This is a genomic window from Promicromonospora vindobonensis, assembly GCF_042685865.1.
GTDB lineage: Bacteria > Actinomycetota > Actinomycetes > Actinomycetales > Cellulomonadaceae > Promicromonospora > Promicromonospora vindobonensis.
Genome location: NZ_JBHUOG010000002.1, coordinates 935,309 through 952,043, shown reverse-complemented (window position 1 = coordinate 952,043; position 16,735 = coordinate 935,309). Strand labels below are relative to the sequence as shown.

19 protein-coding genes are annotated in these 16,735 nt (G+C 72.4%); 8 read left to right on the top strand and 11 right to left on the bottom strand.

Features of this window, described 5'->3' with window-relative positions; translation table 11 throughout:
• Positions 1 to 92 precede the first annotated feature (92 nt).
• The gene (locus ACFS27_RS17430; RefSeq protein ID WP_377185337.1) at positions 93 to 767 is read left to right on the top strand and encodes an AAA family ATPase; all 675 of its coding nucleotides are present in this window, start codon (positions 93 to 95) and stop codon (positions 765 to 767) included.
• Here the strand turns inward: ACFS27_RS17430 and ACFS27_RS17425 are convergent.
• The 3 genes from ACFS27_RS17425 to ACFS27_RS17415 form a co-directional block, all read right to left on the bottom strand.
• On the bottom strand, positions 764 to 1,462 hold the full coding sequence (locus ACFS27_RS17425) for a GAF and ANTAR domain-containing protein (RefSeq protein ID WP_377185335.1): 699 nt from the start codon (positions 1,460 to 1,462) through the stop codon (positions 764 to 766). The genes ACFS27_RS17430 and ACFS27_RS17425 overlap by 4 nt on opposite strands.
• Positions 1,459 to 2,214 carry a GAF and ANTAR domain-containing protein gene (locus ACFS27_RS17420; protein WP_377185333.1) on the bottom strand — a complete coding sequence of 252 codons (756 nt, stop codon included), beginning with the start codon at positions 2,212 to 2,214 and terminating at the stop codon, positions 1,459 to 1,461. Before ACFS27_RS17420 ends, ACFS27_RS17425 begins: the two co-directional genes overlap by 4 nt.
• 77 nt (positions 2,215 to 2,291) lie before the next feature.
• Positions 2,292 to 3,317: an LLM class flavin-dependent oxidoreductase gene (locus tag ACFS27_RS17415; RefSeq protein WP_377185331.1), complete on the bottom strand. Its 1,026-nt coding sequence runs from the start codon at positions 3,315 to 3,317 to the stop codon at positions 2,292 to 2,294.
• 111 nt (positions 3,318 to 3,428) lie between these two features.
• Here ACFS27_RS17415 and ACFS27_RS17410 point away from each other — a divergent pair, with 111 nt between their 5' ends.
• Positions 3,429 to 3,605 (top strand): hypothetical protein, encoded by a 177-nt coding sequence (locus tag ACFS27_RS17410; RefSeq protein ID WP_377185329.1) that lies wholly within the window; start codon positions 3,429 to 3,431, stop codon positions 3,603 to 3,605.
• Positions 3,606 to 3,617: 12 nt separating this feature from the next.
• Here the strand turns inward: ACFS27_RS17410 and ACFS27_RS17405 are convergent, their stop codons facing one another.
• Together ACFS27_RS17405 and ACFS27_RS17400 are read right to left on the bottom strand one after the other, a co-directional pair.
• A complete protein-coding gene (locus tag ACFS27_RS17405) occupies positions 3,618 to 3,779 on the bottom strand; it encodes a hypothetical protein (protein WP_377185327.1) in 162 nt (53 codons plus the stop codon).
• Complete coding sequence (locus tag ACFS27_RS17400; protein WP_377185325.1) at positions 3,776 to 5,152, bottom strand: NAD-dependent malic enzyme; 1,377 nt, start codon at positions 5,150 to 5,152, stop codon at positions 3,776 to 3,778. The genes ACFS27_RS17405 and ACFS27_RS17400 overlap by 4 nt, the downstream gene beginning before the upstream one ends.
• Positions 5,153 to 5,278: 126 nt before the next feature.
• Here ACFS27_RS17400 and ACFS27_RS17395 point away from each other — a divergent pair, with 126 nt between their 5' ends.
• Positions 5,279 to 5,815, top strand: coding sequence for a GNAT family N-acetyltransferase (locus ACFS27_RS17395; protein WP_377185323.1), 537 nt, complete (start codon positions 5,279 to 5,281; stop codon positions 5,813 to 5,815).
• Here the strand turns inward: ACFS27_RS17395 and ACFS27_RS17390 are convergent.
• From ACFS27_RS17390 to ACFS27_RS17380, 3 genes are all read right to left on the bottom strand, one after another.
• Positions 5,766 to 6,536 carry a tyrosine-protein phosphatase gene (locus ACFS27_RS17390; protein WP_377185321.1) on the bottom strand — a complete coding sequence of 257 codons (771 nt, stop codon included), beginning with the start codon at positions 6,534 to 6,536 and terminating at the stop codon, positions 5,766 to 5,768. The genes ACFS27_RS17395 and ACFS27_RS17390 overlap by 50 nt on opposite strands.
• A gap of 153 nt (positions 6,537 to 6,689) precedes the next feature.
• On the bottom strand, positions 6,690 to 7,646 hold the full coding sequence (locus ACFS27_RS17385) for a ribonuclease Z (protein WP_377185319.1): 957 nt from the start codon (positions 7,644 to 7,646) through the stop codon (positions 6,690 to 6,692).
• A gap of 80 nt (positions 7,647 to 7,726) precedes the next feature.
• Positions 7,727 to 8,065 carry a hypothetical protein gene (locus ACFS27_RS17380; RefSeq protein ID WP_377185317.1) on the bottom strand — a complete coding sequence of 113 codons (339 nt, stop codon included), beginning with the start codon at positions 8,063 to 8,065 and terminating at the stop codon, positions 7,727 to 7,729.
• Between the two features lie 205 nt (positions 8,066 to 8,270).
• Between ACFS27_RS17380 and ACFS27_RS17375 the strand changes: the two genes are divergently transcribed.
• Positions 8,271 to 9,659, top strand: coding sequence for a hypothetical protein (locus ACFS27_RS17375; RefSeq protein ID WP_377185315.1), 1,389 nt, complete (start codon positions 8,271 to 8,273; stop codon positions 9,657 to 9,659).
• Between the two features lie 28 nt (positions 9,660 to 9,687).
• On the opposite strand, the gene galE is transcribed toward ACFS27_RS17375, so the two are convergent.
• The gene (gene galE / locus ACFS27_RS17370; protein WP_377185313.1) at positions 9,688 to 10,710 is read right to left on the bottom strand and encodes a UDP-glucose 4-epimerase GalE; all 1,023 of its coding nucleotides are present in this window, start codon (positions 10,708 to 10,710) and stop codon (positions 9,688 to 9,690) included.
• Between the two features lie 70 nt (positions 10,711 to 10,780).
• Between galE and ACFS27_RS17365 the strand changes: the two genes are divergently transcribed.
• From ACFS27_RS17365 to ACFS27_RS17350, 4 genes are all read left to right on the top strand, one after another.
• On the top strand, positions 10,781 to 11,455 hold the full coding sequence (locus ACFS27_RS17365) for a LysE family translocator (protein ID WP_377185311.1): 675 nt from the start codon (positions 10,781 to 10,783) through the stop codon (positions 11,453 to 11,455).
• A gap of 93 nt (positions 11,456 to 11,548) precedes the next feature.
• Positions 11,549 to 13,009 carry a tyrosine-type recombinase/integrase gene (locus ACFS27_RS17360; protein ID WP_377185309.1) on the top strand — a complete coding sequence of 487 codons (1,461 nt, stop codon included), beginning with the start codon at positions 11,549 to 11,551 and terminating at the stop codon, positions 13,007 to 13,009.
• 151 nt (positions 13,010 to 13,160) lie between these two features.
• Positions 13,161 to 13,577, top strand: coding sequence for a YciI family protein (locus ACFS27_RS17355; RefSeq protein ID WP_377191069.1), 417 nt, complete (start codon positions 13,161 to 13,163; stop codon positions 13,575 to 13,577).
• A 42-nt stretch (positions 13,578 to 13,619) separates the two neighbouring features.
• A complete protein-coding gene (locus tag ACFS27_RS17350) occupies positions 13,620 to 14,840 on the top strand; it encodes an RNA polymerase sigma factor (protein ID WP_377185307.1) in 1,221 nt (406 codons plus the stop codon).
• On the opposite strand, the gene ACFS27_RS17345 is transcribed toward ACFS27_RS17350, so the two are convergent.
• Together ACFS27_RS17345 and ACFS27_RS17340 are read right to left on the bottom strand one after the other, a co-directional pair.
• Positions 14,831 to 15,880: a hypothetical protein gene (locus ACFS27_RS17345; protein ID WP_377185305.1), complete on the bottom strand. Its 1,050-nt coding sequence runs from the start codon at positions 15,878 to 15,880 to the stop codon at positions 14,831 to 14,833. The two genes, ACFS27_RS17350 and ACFS27_RS17345, sit on opposite strands and share 10 nt — an antisense overlap.
• Before the next feature lie 41 nt (positions 15,881 to 15,921).
• Positions 15,922 to 16,698 (bottom strand): MerR family DNA-binding transcriptional regulator, encoded by a 777-nt coding sequence (locus tag ACFS27_RS17340; RefSeq protein ID WP_377185303.1) that lies wholly within the window; start codon positions 16,696 to 16,698, stop codon positions 15,922 to 15,924.
• Between the last annotated feature and the right edge of the window lie 37 nt (positions 16,699 to 16,735).

Genomic DNA, 16,735 nt, shown 5'->3' with positions numbered 1-16,735 from the left:
TGCCGGTTCAGCACCCTCTCAGGGTGTTCCCGGGAACTCTGGATCGGCTCGCGCGATGCTGCTCACCCGGCCCCCTACGAATGGAGGACCATGTGACAACACCCGTTCTGCGGCGCAGGCCGCGCACCGTCCGCGACGTTGCTGTGCCCGATGGCGTGCCTGATGCGGAGCCCGACCGTGTGCCCGACTCGCCCGATGGGGCTCCCGGCCCGTTGATGATCGTGGTGGGCGGGGTCCCTGGTGCGGGCAAGAGCACGCTCCTGGCCCGGATCGCTGACGACGTCCCTGGTGGGGTGGTGCTCGATCCGGACCGGTACCGGCGTCGGATCGCAGGGCGGGTGCCGTCCTGGGTGCCGTACGGCGCCTACCGGTGGGCGGTGCACACGGTGCACGCCGTCGTGACGCTGTGGCGCATCTTGCGTGGGCCTGGGTCGGACGTCCCGCTGCTGGTGCACGACACGGCGACCCGTGGGCGTCGGCGGGAGGCCCTCGGGCTGCTGGCGCGGTCACGGGGGTGGGACCCGGTGCTGGTGGCGGTGGACGTGTCCCTGGCCGAGGCGCTCGACGGGCAGCTGGATCGTGGCCGGGTGGTGCGGCCGGAGCAGTTCGTGCGGCACTGGTCGCGGTGGACGGCGCAGCGGCCGGCGTTCGCGGTGGCGGACGGTGGTCCGCGTGGCCCGTGGTCGGGCGTGTACCTGATGGCTCGGTGCGACGCGTTCCGGCAGGTGCGGGAGCTGGCCAGGCGGCGGGTGGCCGCGCTGGCCTAGCGCCGGTAGGCCTGCTCGACCACGGTGCGGGCTGTGGCGGACAGGGGTTTGCCGTCCTGGGCTGCCCGGTCCACGAGGGCTGCGTACGCGGCCTCCATGTCGACGGCGAGCTGGTGGGCCAGCACGCCCTTGGCCTGTTCGACGACCACCCGGCCCGCGAGGGCGCGCTCGAGGCGGTCGGCGACGTCGTGCTGCTCCAGGCGTTCGGGCTGGAGCAGCACGAGCGCTGCCATGTCCGCGAAGGACCGGGCGGTGGCCGCCACGTCGGTGTCGTCGGCGCGCTCGTCGTGGCGGAACAGGTTGATGCCGCCCAGGACGCCGTCGCGCCAGCTCACGGGGTAGGCGTGCACGGCGTTGAAGCCCGCTCGGACGATCGCAGGGCCGACCGTCGGCCACCGGTCCAGGATGGTGTCGGCGCCGACTGCCTCCACGGCCTCTCCGGAGCCGAGCAGCTCGACGCACGGACCCTCGTGCTCCTGGGCCTGGTAGAGCTCGAGCTCGACGGCGGCGTGCGAGGTCGCGCTCAGGAGCTCCAGGGCACCGTCCGGGGCGCTGACCAGGAGCCCGGCCGCGGCGGAGCCGGTGAACCGGGCGCAGTCGCGCACGATGCGGTAGAGCAGGTCTGTCACGTCGTGGTCGCGCAGCAGCGCGGACGTGGTCAGCGCGAGGGTGTCGGCGGGGGTGCGCGGTGTCATGGCTCCTCGGTTCGTGGGTGCTGTTCGGAGACGATGCCGTCGTTGTCGTTCTCGGCGCCGTCGGAGGAGAAGACCAGCCGGCTCGCGAGGACGTCGTCGACGACGGACTCCAGGGTCGAGGCGCGCGCGAAGGCGTGTGCGCGCAGGACGGCCAGCGCGTCGGTGGGCGCGATCCCGAGCTGCGCGACGACGACCCCTGTGGCCTGGTGCACGAGCGCCTGCTGCGGCCACGCCGGCTGGGAGCCGATGTCGGCGGTGTCGGGGTCGCCGAGGAGGGCGGCGCCCGCGGCGTCGGCGAGGAACTCCGCCTCCTCGATGGGTCGCGCCAGCTGTCCGCCGCTGAGGTAGAGCGTCAGGATGCCGACGACGCGGCCGCTGGGCCGCATCGGCACTGCGTACACGCTCAGCGGTCCGTCGATGGCGGCCGCCATGGTCGCGAACATGGGAAACGCGGCGGCGTCCGCGTCGTGGCCGTCCAGGTGGACGACGACGGTGCGGCCCTCGGCGAACGCGAGCTCCGCAGGGCCTTCCCCGAGCACGACCTGGAGGTCCTCGACCTGGGCGACGGCGGACCCGGCGAACTCAGCGGTGCGCACCGTGAGGCGCTCGGCGGCCGAGGTGAGGGTCAGCATGCCCGCCTCGGCACCAAGGATCTCCGCGCACGCGTCGCACAGCCGGGCCGCAAGGGGCCTTGCTTCCTGGCCTGTCGAACGCCCTCGCGCCAGCAGCGCCAGGATCTCGGCACTGTCCATGACTGTGGGTGTCCTCCCTGCCCGCAAGTGTTCCATCGGTGGCCGCCGCTCGCGCTCACACCGGGATCACACCGGGATCACCTCCAGCCGAGGGCCGGTGCCACGTGCCGCAGGACGTTCTCGATGACGTGCGCGTTGTAGTCGACGCCGAGCTGGTTGGGCACGGTCAGCAGGAGCGTGTCGGCGGCCTGCACGGCCTCGTCGGCGCGCAGGTCCTCGACGAGCTCGTCGGGCTCGCCCGCGTACGTCTTGCCGAACCGGGCCGGGCCGGTGTCGAGGCGGCCCACCTGGTCCTCGCTGTAGACCTCCATGCCGAAGTACTGCCGGTCGCGCTGGTCGGTGATCGGGAAGATGCTGCGGCTGACGGAGACCCGCGGCTCGTGCCCGTGCCCCGCCTCGGCCCAGGCGTCGCGGAACCGCTGGATCTGCTCCGCCTGCAGCCGGTGGAACGGCACCCCGGTGTCCTCGGTCAGCAGCGTGGACGACATCAGGTTCATCCCCTGCGCCGCGGTCCACTCCGCGGTGGCGCGGGAGCCGGCGCCCCACCAGATCCGCCGGCGCAACCCCTCGGAGTGCGGCTCGATCCGCAGCAGGCCCGGCGGGTTGGGAAACATCGGTCGCGGGTTCGGCTCCGCGAACCCCTCACCCTCGAGGACCTCCAGGAAGCGAGCCGTGTGCTCGCGGGCCATGTCGGCGTCCGACCCGCCGCCCGGGCCGGACGGCTCGTGCCCGAAGTGGCGGTACCCCTCGATCACCTGCTCGGGTGACCCACGGCTGATGCCGAGCTGCAGCCGCCCGCCCGAGATGAGGTCCGCCGCCCCGGCGTCCTCCGCCATGTAGAGGGGGTTCTCGTAGCGCATGTCGATGACGCCCGTGCCGATCTCGATGCGGCTGGTGCGGGCACCGATCGCCGCGAGGAGCGGGAACGGGGAGGCGAGCTGGCGCGCGAAGTGGTGCACGCGGAAGTAGGCGCCGTCGGCGCCCAGCTCCTCGGCCGCCACGGCCAGGTCGATCGACTGCAGCAGGGCGTCGGACGCCGAGCGCGTACCCGACTGCGGATGCGGCGTCCAGTGGCCGAACGACAGGAACCCGATGTTCTTCATGCTGACCTCAACCCTCCCAGGACACGTGCGTCGTCCGGGACCCCAGGAACGTTCCCGAACCGTTATCAGTACCCGGGCATCGTTTCGCTGCCCCCGAGCGTCTCTATCAGTGTGAGCAACAGTGTGAACAACAAGAACGCCTTCCGTCCCCACAGCTACACCCAGCAGGAGCCCGTCCGCTGGTGGATCCCCCTCGTGGCCTCCACCGGCGCCCTGCTCGTCCTGGTCCTCGGCACCGCCGCGGTGGTCAGCAGCCTGGTGAACTCCACCATCAGCGGGATCGGCTGATCCCCTGAACCGCTAGCGGTCAGGGGCCGGCACCGAGCCGGTGCCCCTGCCGAGCCGGGAGACCGCACGGCGCATCATCGTGCGGGTGACCGGCCCGTGCAGCGCCCCGGGCGGCAGCCGGACGGTCTGGACGTCGATCACGTCCGGGCAGGCATCGATCGCGAGAGACCTCACACCTGCCTGCGTACCGCATCCGCGACGGCCTCGGCAACCCGGTGGTCGAACACCCCAGGGATGATGTACGCGCTGTTCAGCTCCTCCGGCCCCACGACCTCGGCGATCGCGACCGCCGACACCCGCAGCAGCTCCGTGGTGATGTCCTTGGCGCCCGTGTCCAGCAAGCCACGGAACAGGCCAGGAAAGGCAAGGACGTTGTTGATCTGGTTCGGGTAGTCGCTGCGCCCCGTGGCGACGACCGCGGCCGTCTCGGCCGCCTCCAGCGGGTCCACCTCTGGCGTCGGGTTGGCCAGGGCGAACACCACCGCACGGTCGGCCATCTGCGCCACGTCCGCACCCGACAGGATCCCGGCCGCCGAGACCCCGATGAACACGTCGGCACCCTTGAGCCCCTCCTGCAACGTGCCCGCGAACCCGTCGACGTTCGTGTTGTCCACGATCCAGCGCCGGTGCGGGTCGTCGATCACCACCCCGGGGTGCAGGGCGCCGTCGCGCCCGAACGCCACGATGTGCCGCGCACCCTGCGCCTTGAGCAGCCGGATGATCGCGTTGCCCGCCGCCCCGACGCCGGACACCACGATCCGCACGTCCGCCAGCTCCTTCTCGACCACCTTGAGCGCGTTGACCAGGGCAGCCAGCACCACGATCGCCGTACCGTGCTGGTCGTCGTGGAACACCGGGATGTCGAGCTCCGCACGCAGCCGCGCCTCGATCTCGAAACATCGCGGCGCCGCGATGTCCTCCAGGTTCACACCCCCGTAGACCGGCGCGATCGCCTTGACGATCCGCACGATCTCGTCCGTGTCCGTCGTGTCCAGGCACACCGGCCACGCGTCGACCCCGCCGAACTCCTTGAACAGCGCAGCCTTGCCCTCCATGACGGGCAGCGCCGCCGCCGGACCGATGTCCCCCAGGCCCAGCACGGCGGTGCCGTCGGTCACCACGGCGACCGTGTTCCGCTTGATCGTCAGCCGCCGGGCGTCCTCCGGGTTGTCCGCGATCGCCAGGCACACCCGCGCCACCCCCGGCGTGTACGCGCGAGACAGGTCCCTGCGGGTCTTGAGCGGCACCTTGTTCGTGACCTCGATCTTGCCGCCCAGGTGCATCAGGAACGTCGAGTCGCTCGACTTGAGCACCTCAGCACCCTCGATCGCGTTCACCGCCGCCACGACCCGCTCACCGTGCTCAGCGTCGATCGTGTCGCACGTGACGTCGACGACCAGGCCGTGCGACGTCGAGTGCGCGATGTCCACCCCCATCACCGCACCCCCGGCGTCGGCTACCGCGGCTACCACCGTGCTCGTGGCGCGCTGCGACGCGGCCACCTCCACGCGCAGGGTGATCGTGTAGCTCGGGCTGGGCAACGACATCGTGGTCTCCTCGGTCACGGGCGCGGAAGCCCGCGCACGAAGAGATTCCTACCGCCGCGGCGTGACGTGCGCCACACGGGCCCGCGATGCGGACGCAGCGGCCGCCGAGCACCGGAAAATACTGCCGTGCACATCGCCATCGACTCCCCCGCCCACGACGACGTCCGCCGGCTCCTGGACGAGCACCTCACCGACATGTACGCCACCTCACCGGCCGAGAGCGTGCACGCCCTGGACCACTCGGCGCTGCTCGCCCCGACCATCACGTTCTGGACCGCGCGCGACGCCGACACCCTGCTCGGGTGCGGTGCGCTCAGCGAGCTCGGCCCGCCCCCGCCGGACGGCACCATGGCAGGCACCGGAACCCGGCAGGACGAGTTCCGGCAGGGCGAGATCAAGTCCATGCGCACCGCCACGCGAGCCAGGGGACGGGGCGTGGCGTCGACCCTGCTCCAGACCCTGCTCGCAGAGGCAGCACGGCGCCGCTACGCGCGCGTGAGCCTGGAGACCGGGTCACAGGACTTCTTCGCCCCCGCACGCCGCCTGTACGCCCGCAACGGGTTCACCGAGTGCGGACCGTTCGGGGACTACGTGCCCGACCCGCACAGCGTGTTCATGACACTGGAGCTACCGGCGCCCGCAGGCGGTCCCGCAGGCTCGTGAGGCGACGCCCGTCCAGCCCGGCGTACCGGAGGTAGGCGGCCGGGTCGAGGTCCGCGAGCCACTCCAGGAGAGCCGCACGGCGCTCGCGGACGCGCGCGTCCAGCTGCTCGGCGGTCCAGGTCTCCCCCGGGTGCTGCACCCAGGCGCCCTGCTCGACGTCGTACGCGATGCCGCCCCGGTGGGTGGTGCCGCGGAACGCCTGCTCGTAGTCCTCGGCGATCGCCTCGTGCTCCACCCCGACCAGGGCCAGCAGCATCGCGCTGATCATCCCCGTGCGGTCGCGGCCCGCTGAACAGTGCACCAGCACCGGACCCGGTGCATCGGCGATCGCCCGGAAGACGGCACCGAACAGGTGCGGGTACATCGCGGTGTTGGGCGCATAGGACCGCGGGTGGTCCAGCCACGGCCCACAGGTCTCCAGGAAGTGCGGGTCCCCGGGGTCCTCCGTCGGCGTGCTCCGCGTGACGACCCCGGCCGGCCGTTCTGCGCCGGGCACGAGATCGTGCGCCTGCCCGATCTCCGCCGCGTTACGCAGGTCGACGACGGTCGTCAGTCCTGCCGCGAGCGCCTCGGCCCAGCCGGTGGGCGTGATGGGTTCCGGAGCTCCGGAGCGCCAGACCTGGCCCGGTGTGGTGCTTCCGCCGTCGTCGAGCGGGAGCCCGCCGAGGTCTCGGAGGTTGACGGCGCCGTCCCAGGTCCGGAGGTTCGCTGGGTTGCTCATGGGCGGCATCGTGCGTCGGGGCCGGGGCCCGGTCAACGGGGAGAACTGCCCCTGGACACGGGAGGGTCAGGAGGTCCTCCGGGTCCGGGGCGACGTGGACGCCGTTGTCTGGTGCGCTCAACGGCCGCAACGGCCGCAACGGCACACCAGGCCTCACCGCCTGCGTGGCACCGGCACCCGGTCCAGGTCGGCCGCCACGGTGAGGTCGCCGTCGAACACGGTGCGCGCCTCCTTCTCGAACTCTGCCGGGTCGGTGTACCGCTGTGAGAAGTGGGTCAGCACGAGGCTGCGCACGCCGCTCTGTGCGGCGACGGTCGCGGCCTGCAGGGCGGTCAGGTGCCCGTGGTCGCGCGCGAGGTCCCGGTCACGGTCAAGGAACGTCGACTCGATGACGAGCAGGTCGACCCCGTCCGCGAGGTTCCACACCGCGTCGCACAGGCGGGTGTCCATGACGAACGCGAAGGACTGGCCCGGCCGGGGGTCGCTGACGTCCTCCACCCGGACGGTGCCGTGCGGGGTCTGGAGGCTGCCCTCCCGGACCAGCCGCCCGACGTCGGGCCCGGTGATGCCTGCGGTGGCGAGCAGGTCGGGGTCCATGCGCCGGCCGTCCGGTTCGTCGAGCCGGTACCCGTAGGCCTCGAGGGAGTGGTCCAGCCGGGCGGCCCGCAGCGTCGCGGGGCCGTGCACCTCGCCGGGGACGCGCTGCACGACGCCGTCGTGCGACAGGCCTTGCAGCGCGAGGCGCTCCTGGTGGTGGTACGCGGTGGAGTCGCACAGGGCCTCGACCCACCGGCGGCCCGACTCCGGGAACGTCACCGGTACGGTCTGGGGCACCCCGTCGAGGCTGATCCGCTGGACCACGCCGGCCAGGCCGAGGCTGTGGTCGCCGTGCAGGTGCGTGATCGCGATGCGGGTCAGGGCCGTCGCGGAGATCCCTGCGTGCAGCATCTGGCGCTGGGTCCCCTCGCCGGGGTCGAACAGGATGACCTCGTCGTCCCAGAACAGCGCGTAGCCGTTGTGGTTGCGGGTTCGCGTGGGTACCTGGCTGGCGGTGCCGAGGGTTACGAGCTCACGGCTCGAGACGCGGTGGTTGGCGGGGCGCTGGAACACGCTCGCATTGTGTCCCGAAGGGCGCCGAACCGGCGCGAGAAAACCTGGTACGGCGGGCATGACATCCCATTTTCAAAAGATCACCCGCAGCCGGGCAGCACGTTCAGCGGGTCGCAACCATACTGCGCCTGCACCAGCACCAGAACGGCCCAGCCGAAGCCCAGCAGCATCGCTCCGCCGACAAGTAGGTTCAGGACCGGGTAGGTTCCATCCTGTAGCACCGGCGCTAGTGCAAGGGCTGCTCCTGCCAGCAGGCAACCCAGTGTCACAATGGTGATCGGGCTGGTCAGAGCATTGGAAGTGGATAGCTCGAGCCATCCGAACCGGTCCCCCAGGACCACCAGCGCCACGTACGGCAGAGCGAATCCGAGCGCCGCGATGGCGCGCCAGTCCATGACCGAAAGCTTCGACAGCACCATGACCTCCCCTTTTGACCCACCCCAGACGGTGGCCAAACACCCACGACAAGTGTTAATAATCGGGGGGCGGTCCGCTAGTTCCGGTAGTGATTTTCACAGAATCCGACATATTCGTACTATCTCCACTTTCAGGACCCCCGCGCTGATGGCACCCTGTGGCGCGTCGTAGCGCCACCGGCGGCACGGCTGTCGAGAAAGGACGCGCATGGCGAGGGACGAACGCGTAGGCAAGCCCGCGTACGCAGCGGTGTCGACGCGCATCACCGGCATCCAGGTGGCGCGTGCGCGCCTGCGGGAGATCGCCGTCGTGCGGGTCGACGAGCGGGGCGGCATCGTCGACGAGTGGTCAGCGGTACTCCACCCGGACGGCGCCTGGATCGCGCTCGCCGACGTCGCGGCGACCCTCCGCCAGCGGCTGTCCCAGATGGCGATCGTGACCCACAACGGACGGCTCGGCATCGAGGTGCTGCGCGCGGAGCTGGCCCACCTCGGGTGGCAGCTGCCCGCGTTCGCGCAGCTGACGACCATCGACGCGAGCTATCACTACCTGCCCAACCTGGTGCACCGGCGGCTGTCGGACTGCTGCACCGCCGCAGGGGTCCCGTTCGAGGGCGGCGGCATCCCGCCGAACTCCAGCCCCGTGAACGAAGCCCGTGCCGTGGCCGGTCTGCTGTCGAGGTTCGTCCAGAGCGTCGGCGGGGTACCCGACCTGGCCGAGCTGCTGCAGGTCACCCTCCGGGCGTGGGTCTACCCGTGGCCCCAGACGCCCAGCCGGGTGGCCGACGCCCCCCGCCCCTGGCCGGGCCGCCGCGGTCCCGGCATCCTCACGACGCTCGCCGGACAGCCGCTCGCCGACGCGATCGCCGTCGTCGCCGACGTGCACACCCACGGGTACCTGGCGCTCATCGCGGAGACGCTGCACGACGGGCGGCTGACACCCCAGACGGCGGCCGGCCTTGCCGACGCCGAGCCGCTCTACCGGCTCACGCCCCAGGCGGCGTCCGACATCCGCAGGCGGTTCTTCGACGCCCTGGTGCACCAGGCGATCGAGGCGGACCGGTACCACCTGGAGGCCCGCCAGGAGCTGTGGCGCGTCGCGGACACCCTCGGCTGCCCACGGGACGCCGTGATCGAACCGATCGTCGAGGCGACACCCGTCGAGTTCCCCAAGCTGGACGACGAGACGGGGACCAAGAAGCCGACCGACGGCCGCAGCGTCGCCACGCCGGCACAGATGCGCGCCTGGGCCATCGCCAACGGGTTCGACGTCGAGGGCTACATCCGGCTGCCCTGGTCGATCGTGCGCGCCTTCGAGGAGGCGCACGCCGAGCCCGTCGACCGCACCGTACGCCCGGCCGGACGTGACCAGCAGGCGCCTCCCGCGCGCCGGTTGCACGACCAGAGCGTGCCGACGGCACCTCCTGCGGCCACTGACCCCGCCCTCCGGCCGGACCCCCGGCCGCGCGGAGCCGGCACGCAGCCCGTCCTGCGCCCCGCTCACCGCCGCGACCGCGAGCCCGACCCGGACGACGGCGTGCCCCAGCTCGAGTTCGACCGGCTGGAGACCCCGCCCATCGGCAACCCCGTGGTCTGACGCCGGTTGCCGACGGGCCAGCTCCGCCTCAGGAGTCCGGGAAGCCCTCCGGGTTCTTCGACTGCCAGCGCCACGTGTCGGCGCACATGTCGTCGATCGTCTTGGTCGCGCGCCAGCCCAGCTCGGTGTTGGCGCGCGTCGGGTCCGCCCAGAACGCCGGCAGGTCCCCGGCCCGGCGCGGCCCGATCTCGTACGGCAGCTCACGGCCGACCGCACGCTCGAACGCCTTCAGCAGCTCCAGCACCGAGGTGCCGGTCCCGGTGCCAAGGTTGAACGCCCGCGCCGGCTCGGCCATGTCGTCCAGGTGCTCGAGCGCCGCCACGTGACCGGCCGCGAGATCGGTGACGTGCAGGTAGTCCCGCTCCGCCGTGCCGTCAGCCGTCGGGTAGTCGTCGCCGAACACGGTCAGCCTGTCCCGGCGCCCCACGGCGACCTGCGCGATGAAGGGCATCAGGTTGTTCGGGATGCCCTGCGGGTCCTCACCGATCTCGCCGCTCTCGTGCGCGCCCACCGGGTTGAAGTACCGCAGCAGCGCCACCTTCCACCCCTCGGAGATCTGCGCGATGTCCGACAGCACCCGCTCGATCATCACCTTGGTCTGCCCGTACGGCGAGGACGAGGACAGGTGCTCGTAGTCCTCCCGGTACGGAACGGGAGCCTTCTCGCCGTACACCGTCGCCGACGACGAGAACACCAGCTTCGTCACCCCGTACTTCTGCATCGACGTGGCCAGGGCGAACGTGGAGTCGAGGTTGTTGCGGTAGTACTCCAGCGGCTTGGTCACCGACTCCCCCACCGCCTTGAACCCGGCGAAGTGGATCACCGCGTCGATCCGCTCGTGCGCGAAGAGCGCCTCCGTCTTGTCGGCGTCGGTCAGGTTGAACGCATGGACCGGGATCGCCCGGCCCGCGAGCGCCTCGAGGCGGCCCTGCACGGAGGGCTTCGAGTTGGAGAAGTCGTCGACCACCACGACGTCGTGACCAGCGGCAACCAGGGCAAGGACGGTGTGTGAGCCGATGTAGCCGGCACCACCGGAGACGAGTACGCGCATGGTCCCAAACTACCGGGTGACACAGCGCGACCCGCTCCCCCGGCAGGGGCCGTTCGGTAGCCTCGCGCGCATGACGGTGCCAGAGGCCATGCTCCTGTTCGCGCTCGTCGCGATCCCCCTGACGGTCATGCCCGGCCTGGACAGTGCGCTCGTGCTGCGCACCGCCGTCGTCCACGGCAACCGGCACGCCTACGCGACAGCGCTCGGCGTCAACGCGGGCGTCCTGGCCTGGGGCGTGGCCGCCGCGGTCGGCGCGACGGCGGTCCTCGCCGCCTCGGAGACCGCCTACCGCGTGCTGACCCTCGCCGGGGCCGCCTACCTCCTGTGGCTCGGCGGGCAGATGCTGTGGTCCAGCTTCCGCCCGGGCCGCTACGACGCCCTGCCCGACGAGGTGCGGCTCAGCTCCGCGCACGTCGTGGCACGGTCCCCCTGGCGCTCGTTCACGGTCGGCGCCACCACCAACCTCCTGAACCCGAAGGTCGGCGTCTTCTACCTCGCCACGATCCCCCAGTTCCTGCCCGACGACGTCCCCCACCTGCTCATGGGCGTGCTGCTCGCCGTGGAGCACGACCTCATCGGCTTCGCGTGGCTGGCCCTCCTGATCAACGCGGCAGGGCTCGCCAAGCGCTGGCTGTCCGGGCGCGCGATCGCCCGCGTGACCGACCGGGTGACCGGGGTCGTGCTGCTCGCGTTCGGCGGCCGCATCGGCTGGAACGCACTGGCCGGGAACGCCCGCCTGGTCTGAGCCCTGCTCTGCCGCCCCCTGGCCTCCACCAGCCGCGGCGACACCGGCGCCACGCTCCCTGACCTGCGCCGTCAGTCCCGATACCCTCACCTCGTGGCGTACACCGAGCAACGTACCGACTCCGAGGGCCGCACCGGCTACGTCGGCCGGTTCCGCGTCGACGGGCGCCTGCGCAGCACCCGCCGCTTCACCGCAAAGCGGGAGGCGCTCGCGGAGGCCCGGCGCCAGGAGGAGGCCGGCAAGCACGCCGAGTGGGTCGACCCCGCAACGAGCCGGGTCACGGTCGCCGAGTGGTTCGCGATCTGGCAGGAGTCCCGCGTGGACCGTGCGCCGCGCACCATCGAGGCGGAGCACGAGCGGTTCCGTTCGCTGGTCGCCCCGGTGTTCGGCGGGCGCCCGCTGCGGCAGGTCACCCACGAGGACGTCGCGCGCTGGGCGGCCACCATGACCTCACCCACGACCGGAGAGACGGCCTCGCCGGCCCGGCGCAGGGACGCGGTACGCCTCCTGGTCGCCCTGCTCGACGCCGCCGTCGACGCCCGGCGCCTGCGCACCAACCCGGCGCGGACGCCGTCGGGCAAGGTGCCTGCCCTGCCCCGCGCGCCGAAGACCAAGCCGCACCGCTACCTCTCCCACGAGCAGCTGCGCCGCGTCGCCGACGCCACCAGGTCGAGGCAGGCCCGCACGCTCGTCCTGCTGACCGCGCTGACCGGACTGCGCTGGGGCGAGGTCAGCGCGCTGACAGTCGCCGACGTCGACCCGTTGCGCCGCCGGGTGCGCGTCACCAAGGCGTACACCCGGCTCGACGACGGCACCCTCCTGCTCGGCGACACCAAGACCCACGCCCGGCGTGAGGTGCCGCTGCCCGGTGCCCTCGTCGAGGCGGTCGCGGTGCAGGCCGCCGGCCGCACACCCGCCGACCTCCTGTTCACCGGGACCAGCGGCGGTCCCCTGCGCAGGGAGAGCTTCGACCGGTCGGCGTTCCGGCCCGCCGTCCTGGCGGCCGGCCGTGCGGTCCGCACGCTGCGCGAGGCCATGGGCCTGCGGGCCACCGGCCTGTACGACGACGACGTGGTCGCGACGGTCCGGCGTCTGCAGGCCGACGGCGGGCTCGCGCCGACGGGCGTCTGCGACCCGGCGACCTGGGACCTGGTGGCCGACGCCGACCGCGCCCGGCGGGACGGGCGCGCCGCGGCGCCCGTGCTGACGCGCGGCGAGAAGGTGAGCCGTACCCGGCTGCTGTCGGCGCTGTCGGGGACGACTCTCGGGCCGGGCGCGGAGGACTTCGACACGCTCACCCTGCACGACCTGCGCCACACCGCCGCGTCGCTCGCCATCTCCGGGGGCGCCACGGTCAAGGCGGTACAGCGGATGCTCGGGCACGAGTCGCCGGTGCTGACGCTGTCGACGTACGCGGGCCTGTTCGAGGACGACCTCGATGCGCTGGGCGACACGATGAGCGCGGCGTTCCAGGCGACCGCCGTCGTGCCCGGACCGGGACCGGGTGCGAACGTCACCTCGATCGGGGCGGCACGCGCCTCGGCCACGGGCTGACCCGACCGCCCAGGGACTCGCCGCACACGTTTCCGGGAATCCGGTCATGCTGATGTCGAGAACCTCCGGACGGCTCCGTCCTAGGGTCGAGGGCGCGCACCGCGTCCCCGACCGATGGCCCGGTGACGGGCCCATGACCAGGGAGACAACCATGGTGAAGTACCTGCTGCTGAAGCACTACCGGCACAACGGCCCCAAGCCCGTTCCCGGTACCGAGACGATGATGGACCAGTGGACGCCCGAGGAGATCACGGCGCACATCGACTACATGAGCCGGTTCGCCGACAAGCTGACGAAGAGCGGTGAGTTCGTCAGCGAGGGCGCACTCTCACCGGAGGGCACCTTCGTCCGGTATGACGGCGAGGGCCGGCCGCCGGTGACGGACGGGCCGTTCGCGGAGACCAAGGACCTGATCGCCGGCTACATGATCATCGACGTCGAGTCCCAGGAGCGGGCCTACGAGGCCGCCGCAGAGCTCTCCGCTGCGCCCGGCCAGGGCGGGCGCCCGATCTACGAGTGGCTCGAGGTGCGGCCCTTCTTCGCCGAGCTGCCGGCCACGGCCGAGTAGGAAGAACGGCCGAGCAGAGGCGGCAGCGTGCACGAGGACCAGGTGAACGAGCTGATACGGACGCTGGCGCCGCGGGTCCTTGGCGTCCTCGTCCATCGCGGCGCGGACTTCGCGATGGCCGAGGACGCCGTCCAGGAGGCCCTGATCGAGGCGGTGCGCCACTGGCCCGACAGTCCACCGGACGAGCCGAAGGCGTGGCTCCTGCGGGTCGCCGGCCGCAAGCTGATCGACGCGCAGCGTGCCGAGGCGGCCCGACGGCGGCGCGAGGAGCGGGTCCACGAGGAGCCGCTGCCAGGACCGGCCGAGCAGACGGACGACACGCTGCTCCTGCTGAGCCGCTGCTGCCACCCAGCACTGAGCCCCGCTTCGGCCATCGCACTGACGCTCCGTGCCGTCGGCGGGCTCACGACCGCGCAGATCGGGCGCGCCTTCATGGTGCCGGAGGCCACCATGGCGCAACGCATCTCCCGGGCCAAGCGCACGATCACCGGCGAACGGTTCGACACCCCGGGCGACGTCCGGGCGGTGCTGCACGTGCTGTACCTGATCTTCAACGAGGGCTTCACCGGCGAGATCTCGCTCGCCGACGAGGCGATCCGGCTGACCCGACAGCTCGCCGCGTCGGCCACGCCGCACGCCGGCACCTCGCCGACGGGCGCAGAGGCCGGGAGCACAGAGGCCGGGGGCACAGAGCCCGCCGGCTCGGCGGACCCCGAGATCGCAGGCCTCCTCGCCCTGATGCTGCTGCACCACGCCCGGCGCGACGCCCGGTACACCGCTTCGGGCGAGCTCGTACCGCTGGACCAGCAGGACCGGTCGGTGTGGGACACCTCGATGATCACAGAGGGCGTCGCCGTGCTGCAGGCCGCCCTGGCGCACGACCGGCTGGGGCAGTACCAGGCGCAGGCGGCGATCGCGGCGTTGCACGACGACGCTCCGACGGCCGCCGAGACGGACTGGCCGCAGATCCTGGAGTGGTACGACGAGCTGGCCCGGCTCACGGACAACCCCGTCGTCGCGCTCAACCGTGCGGTCGCGGTGGGGCAGGTCGACGGCCCGCGCGCCGGGCTCGCGGCCCTGGCCGACGTCGACCCGGGCCTGGCACGATGGGACGCCGTGGCAGCCCACCTGTACGAGCGGGCCGACGACGTCGACCAGGCCGTCCAGCACTACGCGACGGCAGCGGAGCGGGCGACCAGCCTGGCGGAGCGCACCCACCTCATCAAGCAGACGGCACGACTGCGGGCGGGCCCTCAGGCCTGAGCCGGTCCGGGCGACGGCGCTGCGGGCCGGTGGCGCCGGCAGTCCCGTCGGGTCGCCCGCAGGTACAGGGCGGTCAGCGGGGCCAGGGTCAGCCCCCAGACGATGAAGCAGCCGTAGACCAGGTAGAAGATCCACGCCATGAGCTCGCCGTCCGCGGCCGGCGGCGCGACGACCATCAGCACGACGCCCGCCACGCTGACCGGCAGCAGCATGAGCGAGCCGATCACACCGAGAGTCCCGCTGACGGCGTGCAGCACCCTCTGACGGGTGGTGGCCGGGATGACACCAGCCCCCATCACCACGGACGCGAACACGGACGCCGCGCCCATCACCACGGTGTCGCCGTAGCCGGGCGACGCAAGCGTCACGCCGTCGAACGAGTCGCCGTTGGCGCCGATCGTCGAGCCCAGTCCCCAGGCGAGCTTGAGCACGAGGTAGGGCAGCGCGGCCAGCACGGCGACGAACGCCAGCCGACGCAGCGTCCGCCGGGTCCCCTCGGCGACGGCGGGCGCCTCGGCCGCCACCCGCCCGCACCACGGGCACCTGCCGTGACGCAGGCGGTGCTGCACCACCGACCAGGCGACCAGGAGGAACCCCGCCCCGGTGACGACCAGGTGGGTTCCGGCCGTCGCCCACGGGATCCCGACCTGGAACGGTCCCTCGGCGCCGGTGAGCCGGTTCAGGATGCCGACCACGAGCATCAGGATCGAGTGCGGCACGGCCAGCAGGCTGCCGCTCAGCATCCCCGCCCCGGTCCCGGCGGCCAGGATCGTGCGCCAGTGCGGGGCGGGCCGCCCGGTGGGCAGCGTGAGCAGGGCGGTGGCGCCCGCCATCCCGGCGGCGAACCAGCGGGGTGTGGTGGGCATCTCGACGGGATCAGCGAGCCCGGCGAGCTCGATGGCGACGAGCGCCCCGCCCGCCAGCAGGCAGACGAAGGTGACCACCCACCGCAGCGCCGTGGCCCGGCTCGGGGCGTGCGGCGCGGCAGACGACGCGGCAGGCGACGGGTCAGGTGCGGTCGGGAACGGGCGCAGGCTCATGTGGTCGAGCCTGCTCGATCACGGGTCGGCGATGCTCCCGTTCACGGGTGATCCGGCTCCCCCGGGCGGGGGAGCTGCTGCAGGTAGGCCTCCAGCGCAGCGGCGCCCCCCAGCAGCGCGCGCGCCCGGTCGGACAGCCTGCCGCGCCAGTCGTGCACGGCTGCCTCCACCGGCTCCAGGCCGCCGGCGTCCCGCACCTGGGCGATCAGTGGCTCGATCTGGTCCAGGAGATAGCCGCCGCGCCTGAGCTGGTGGGTCAGCTTGGCCTCACGCACGTCGGCCGCGCCGTACACGCGGTAGCCGGTCTGCGGATCGCGGCGCGGACGCACGAGACCCGCACGTTCCCACGTGCGCAAGGTCGCGGGCCGGACCCGCAGCTGCGCCGCGAGCGGGCCGATGAACGTGTCGACGGCGCCCCGCCCACGCGTCGCGACAGGTCCGGGGCCGGCGCCGGGTGCCGGCGGTGCGGCGTCCAGGTCGCGCAGAGCGTTCTCGACGGCCTGCAACGTGCGCCGGTCGTCGAGAAGCTGGGCGTGGCTCTCGTCGATGAGACGAAAGGCCTCGCTGTCGACGCCGTCGTTCACCGCCCGCAGGATCGCCGTCGCCGTCCGGTGGCCGTGGCCGGGCGCGAGCGCGAGGAAGGCGCGCAGGGCCCGCGCGTGCAGCGCGGTGTAGACGCGATAGCCCTGCGGTGTTCGTTCGCTGGCCGGGAGGATGCCGGCGTCCTCGTAGTTGCGGATCGCCTGGGTGGACAGACCGTGCTCGCGTGCCAGATCGATCGGCCTGAACCGCCCCCCGCTTTGAAGGTTCCGGCGCATCCACCCACCTATTCCGCGAAGAAGTCTCAACCGTTCC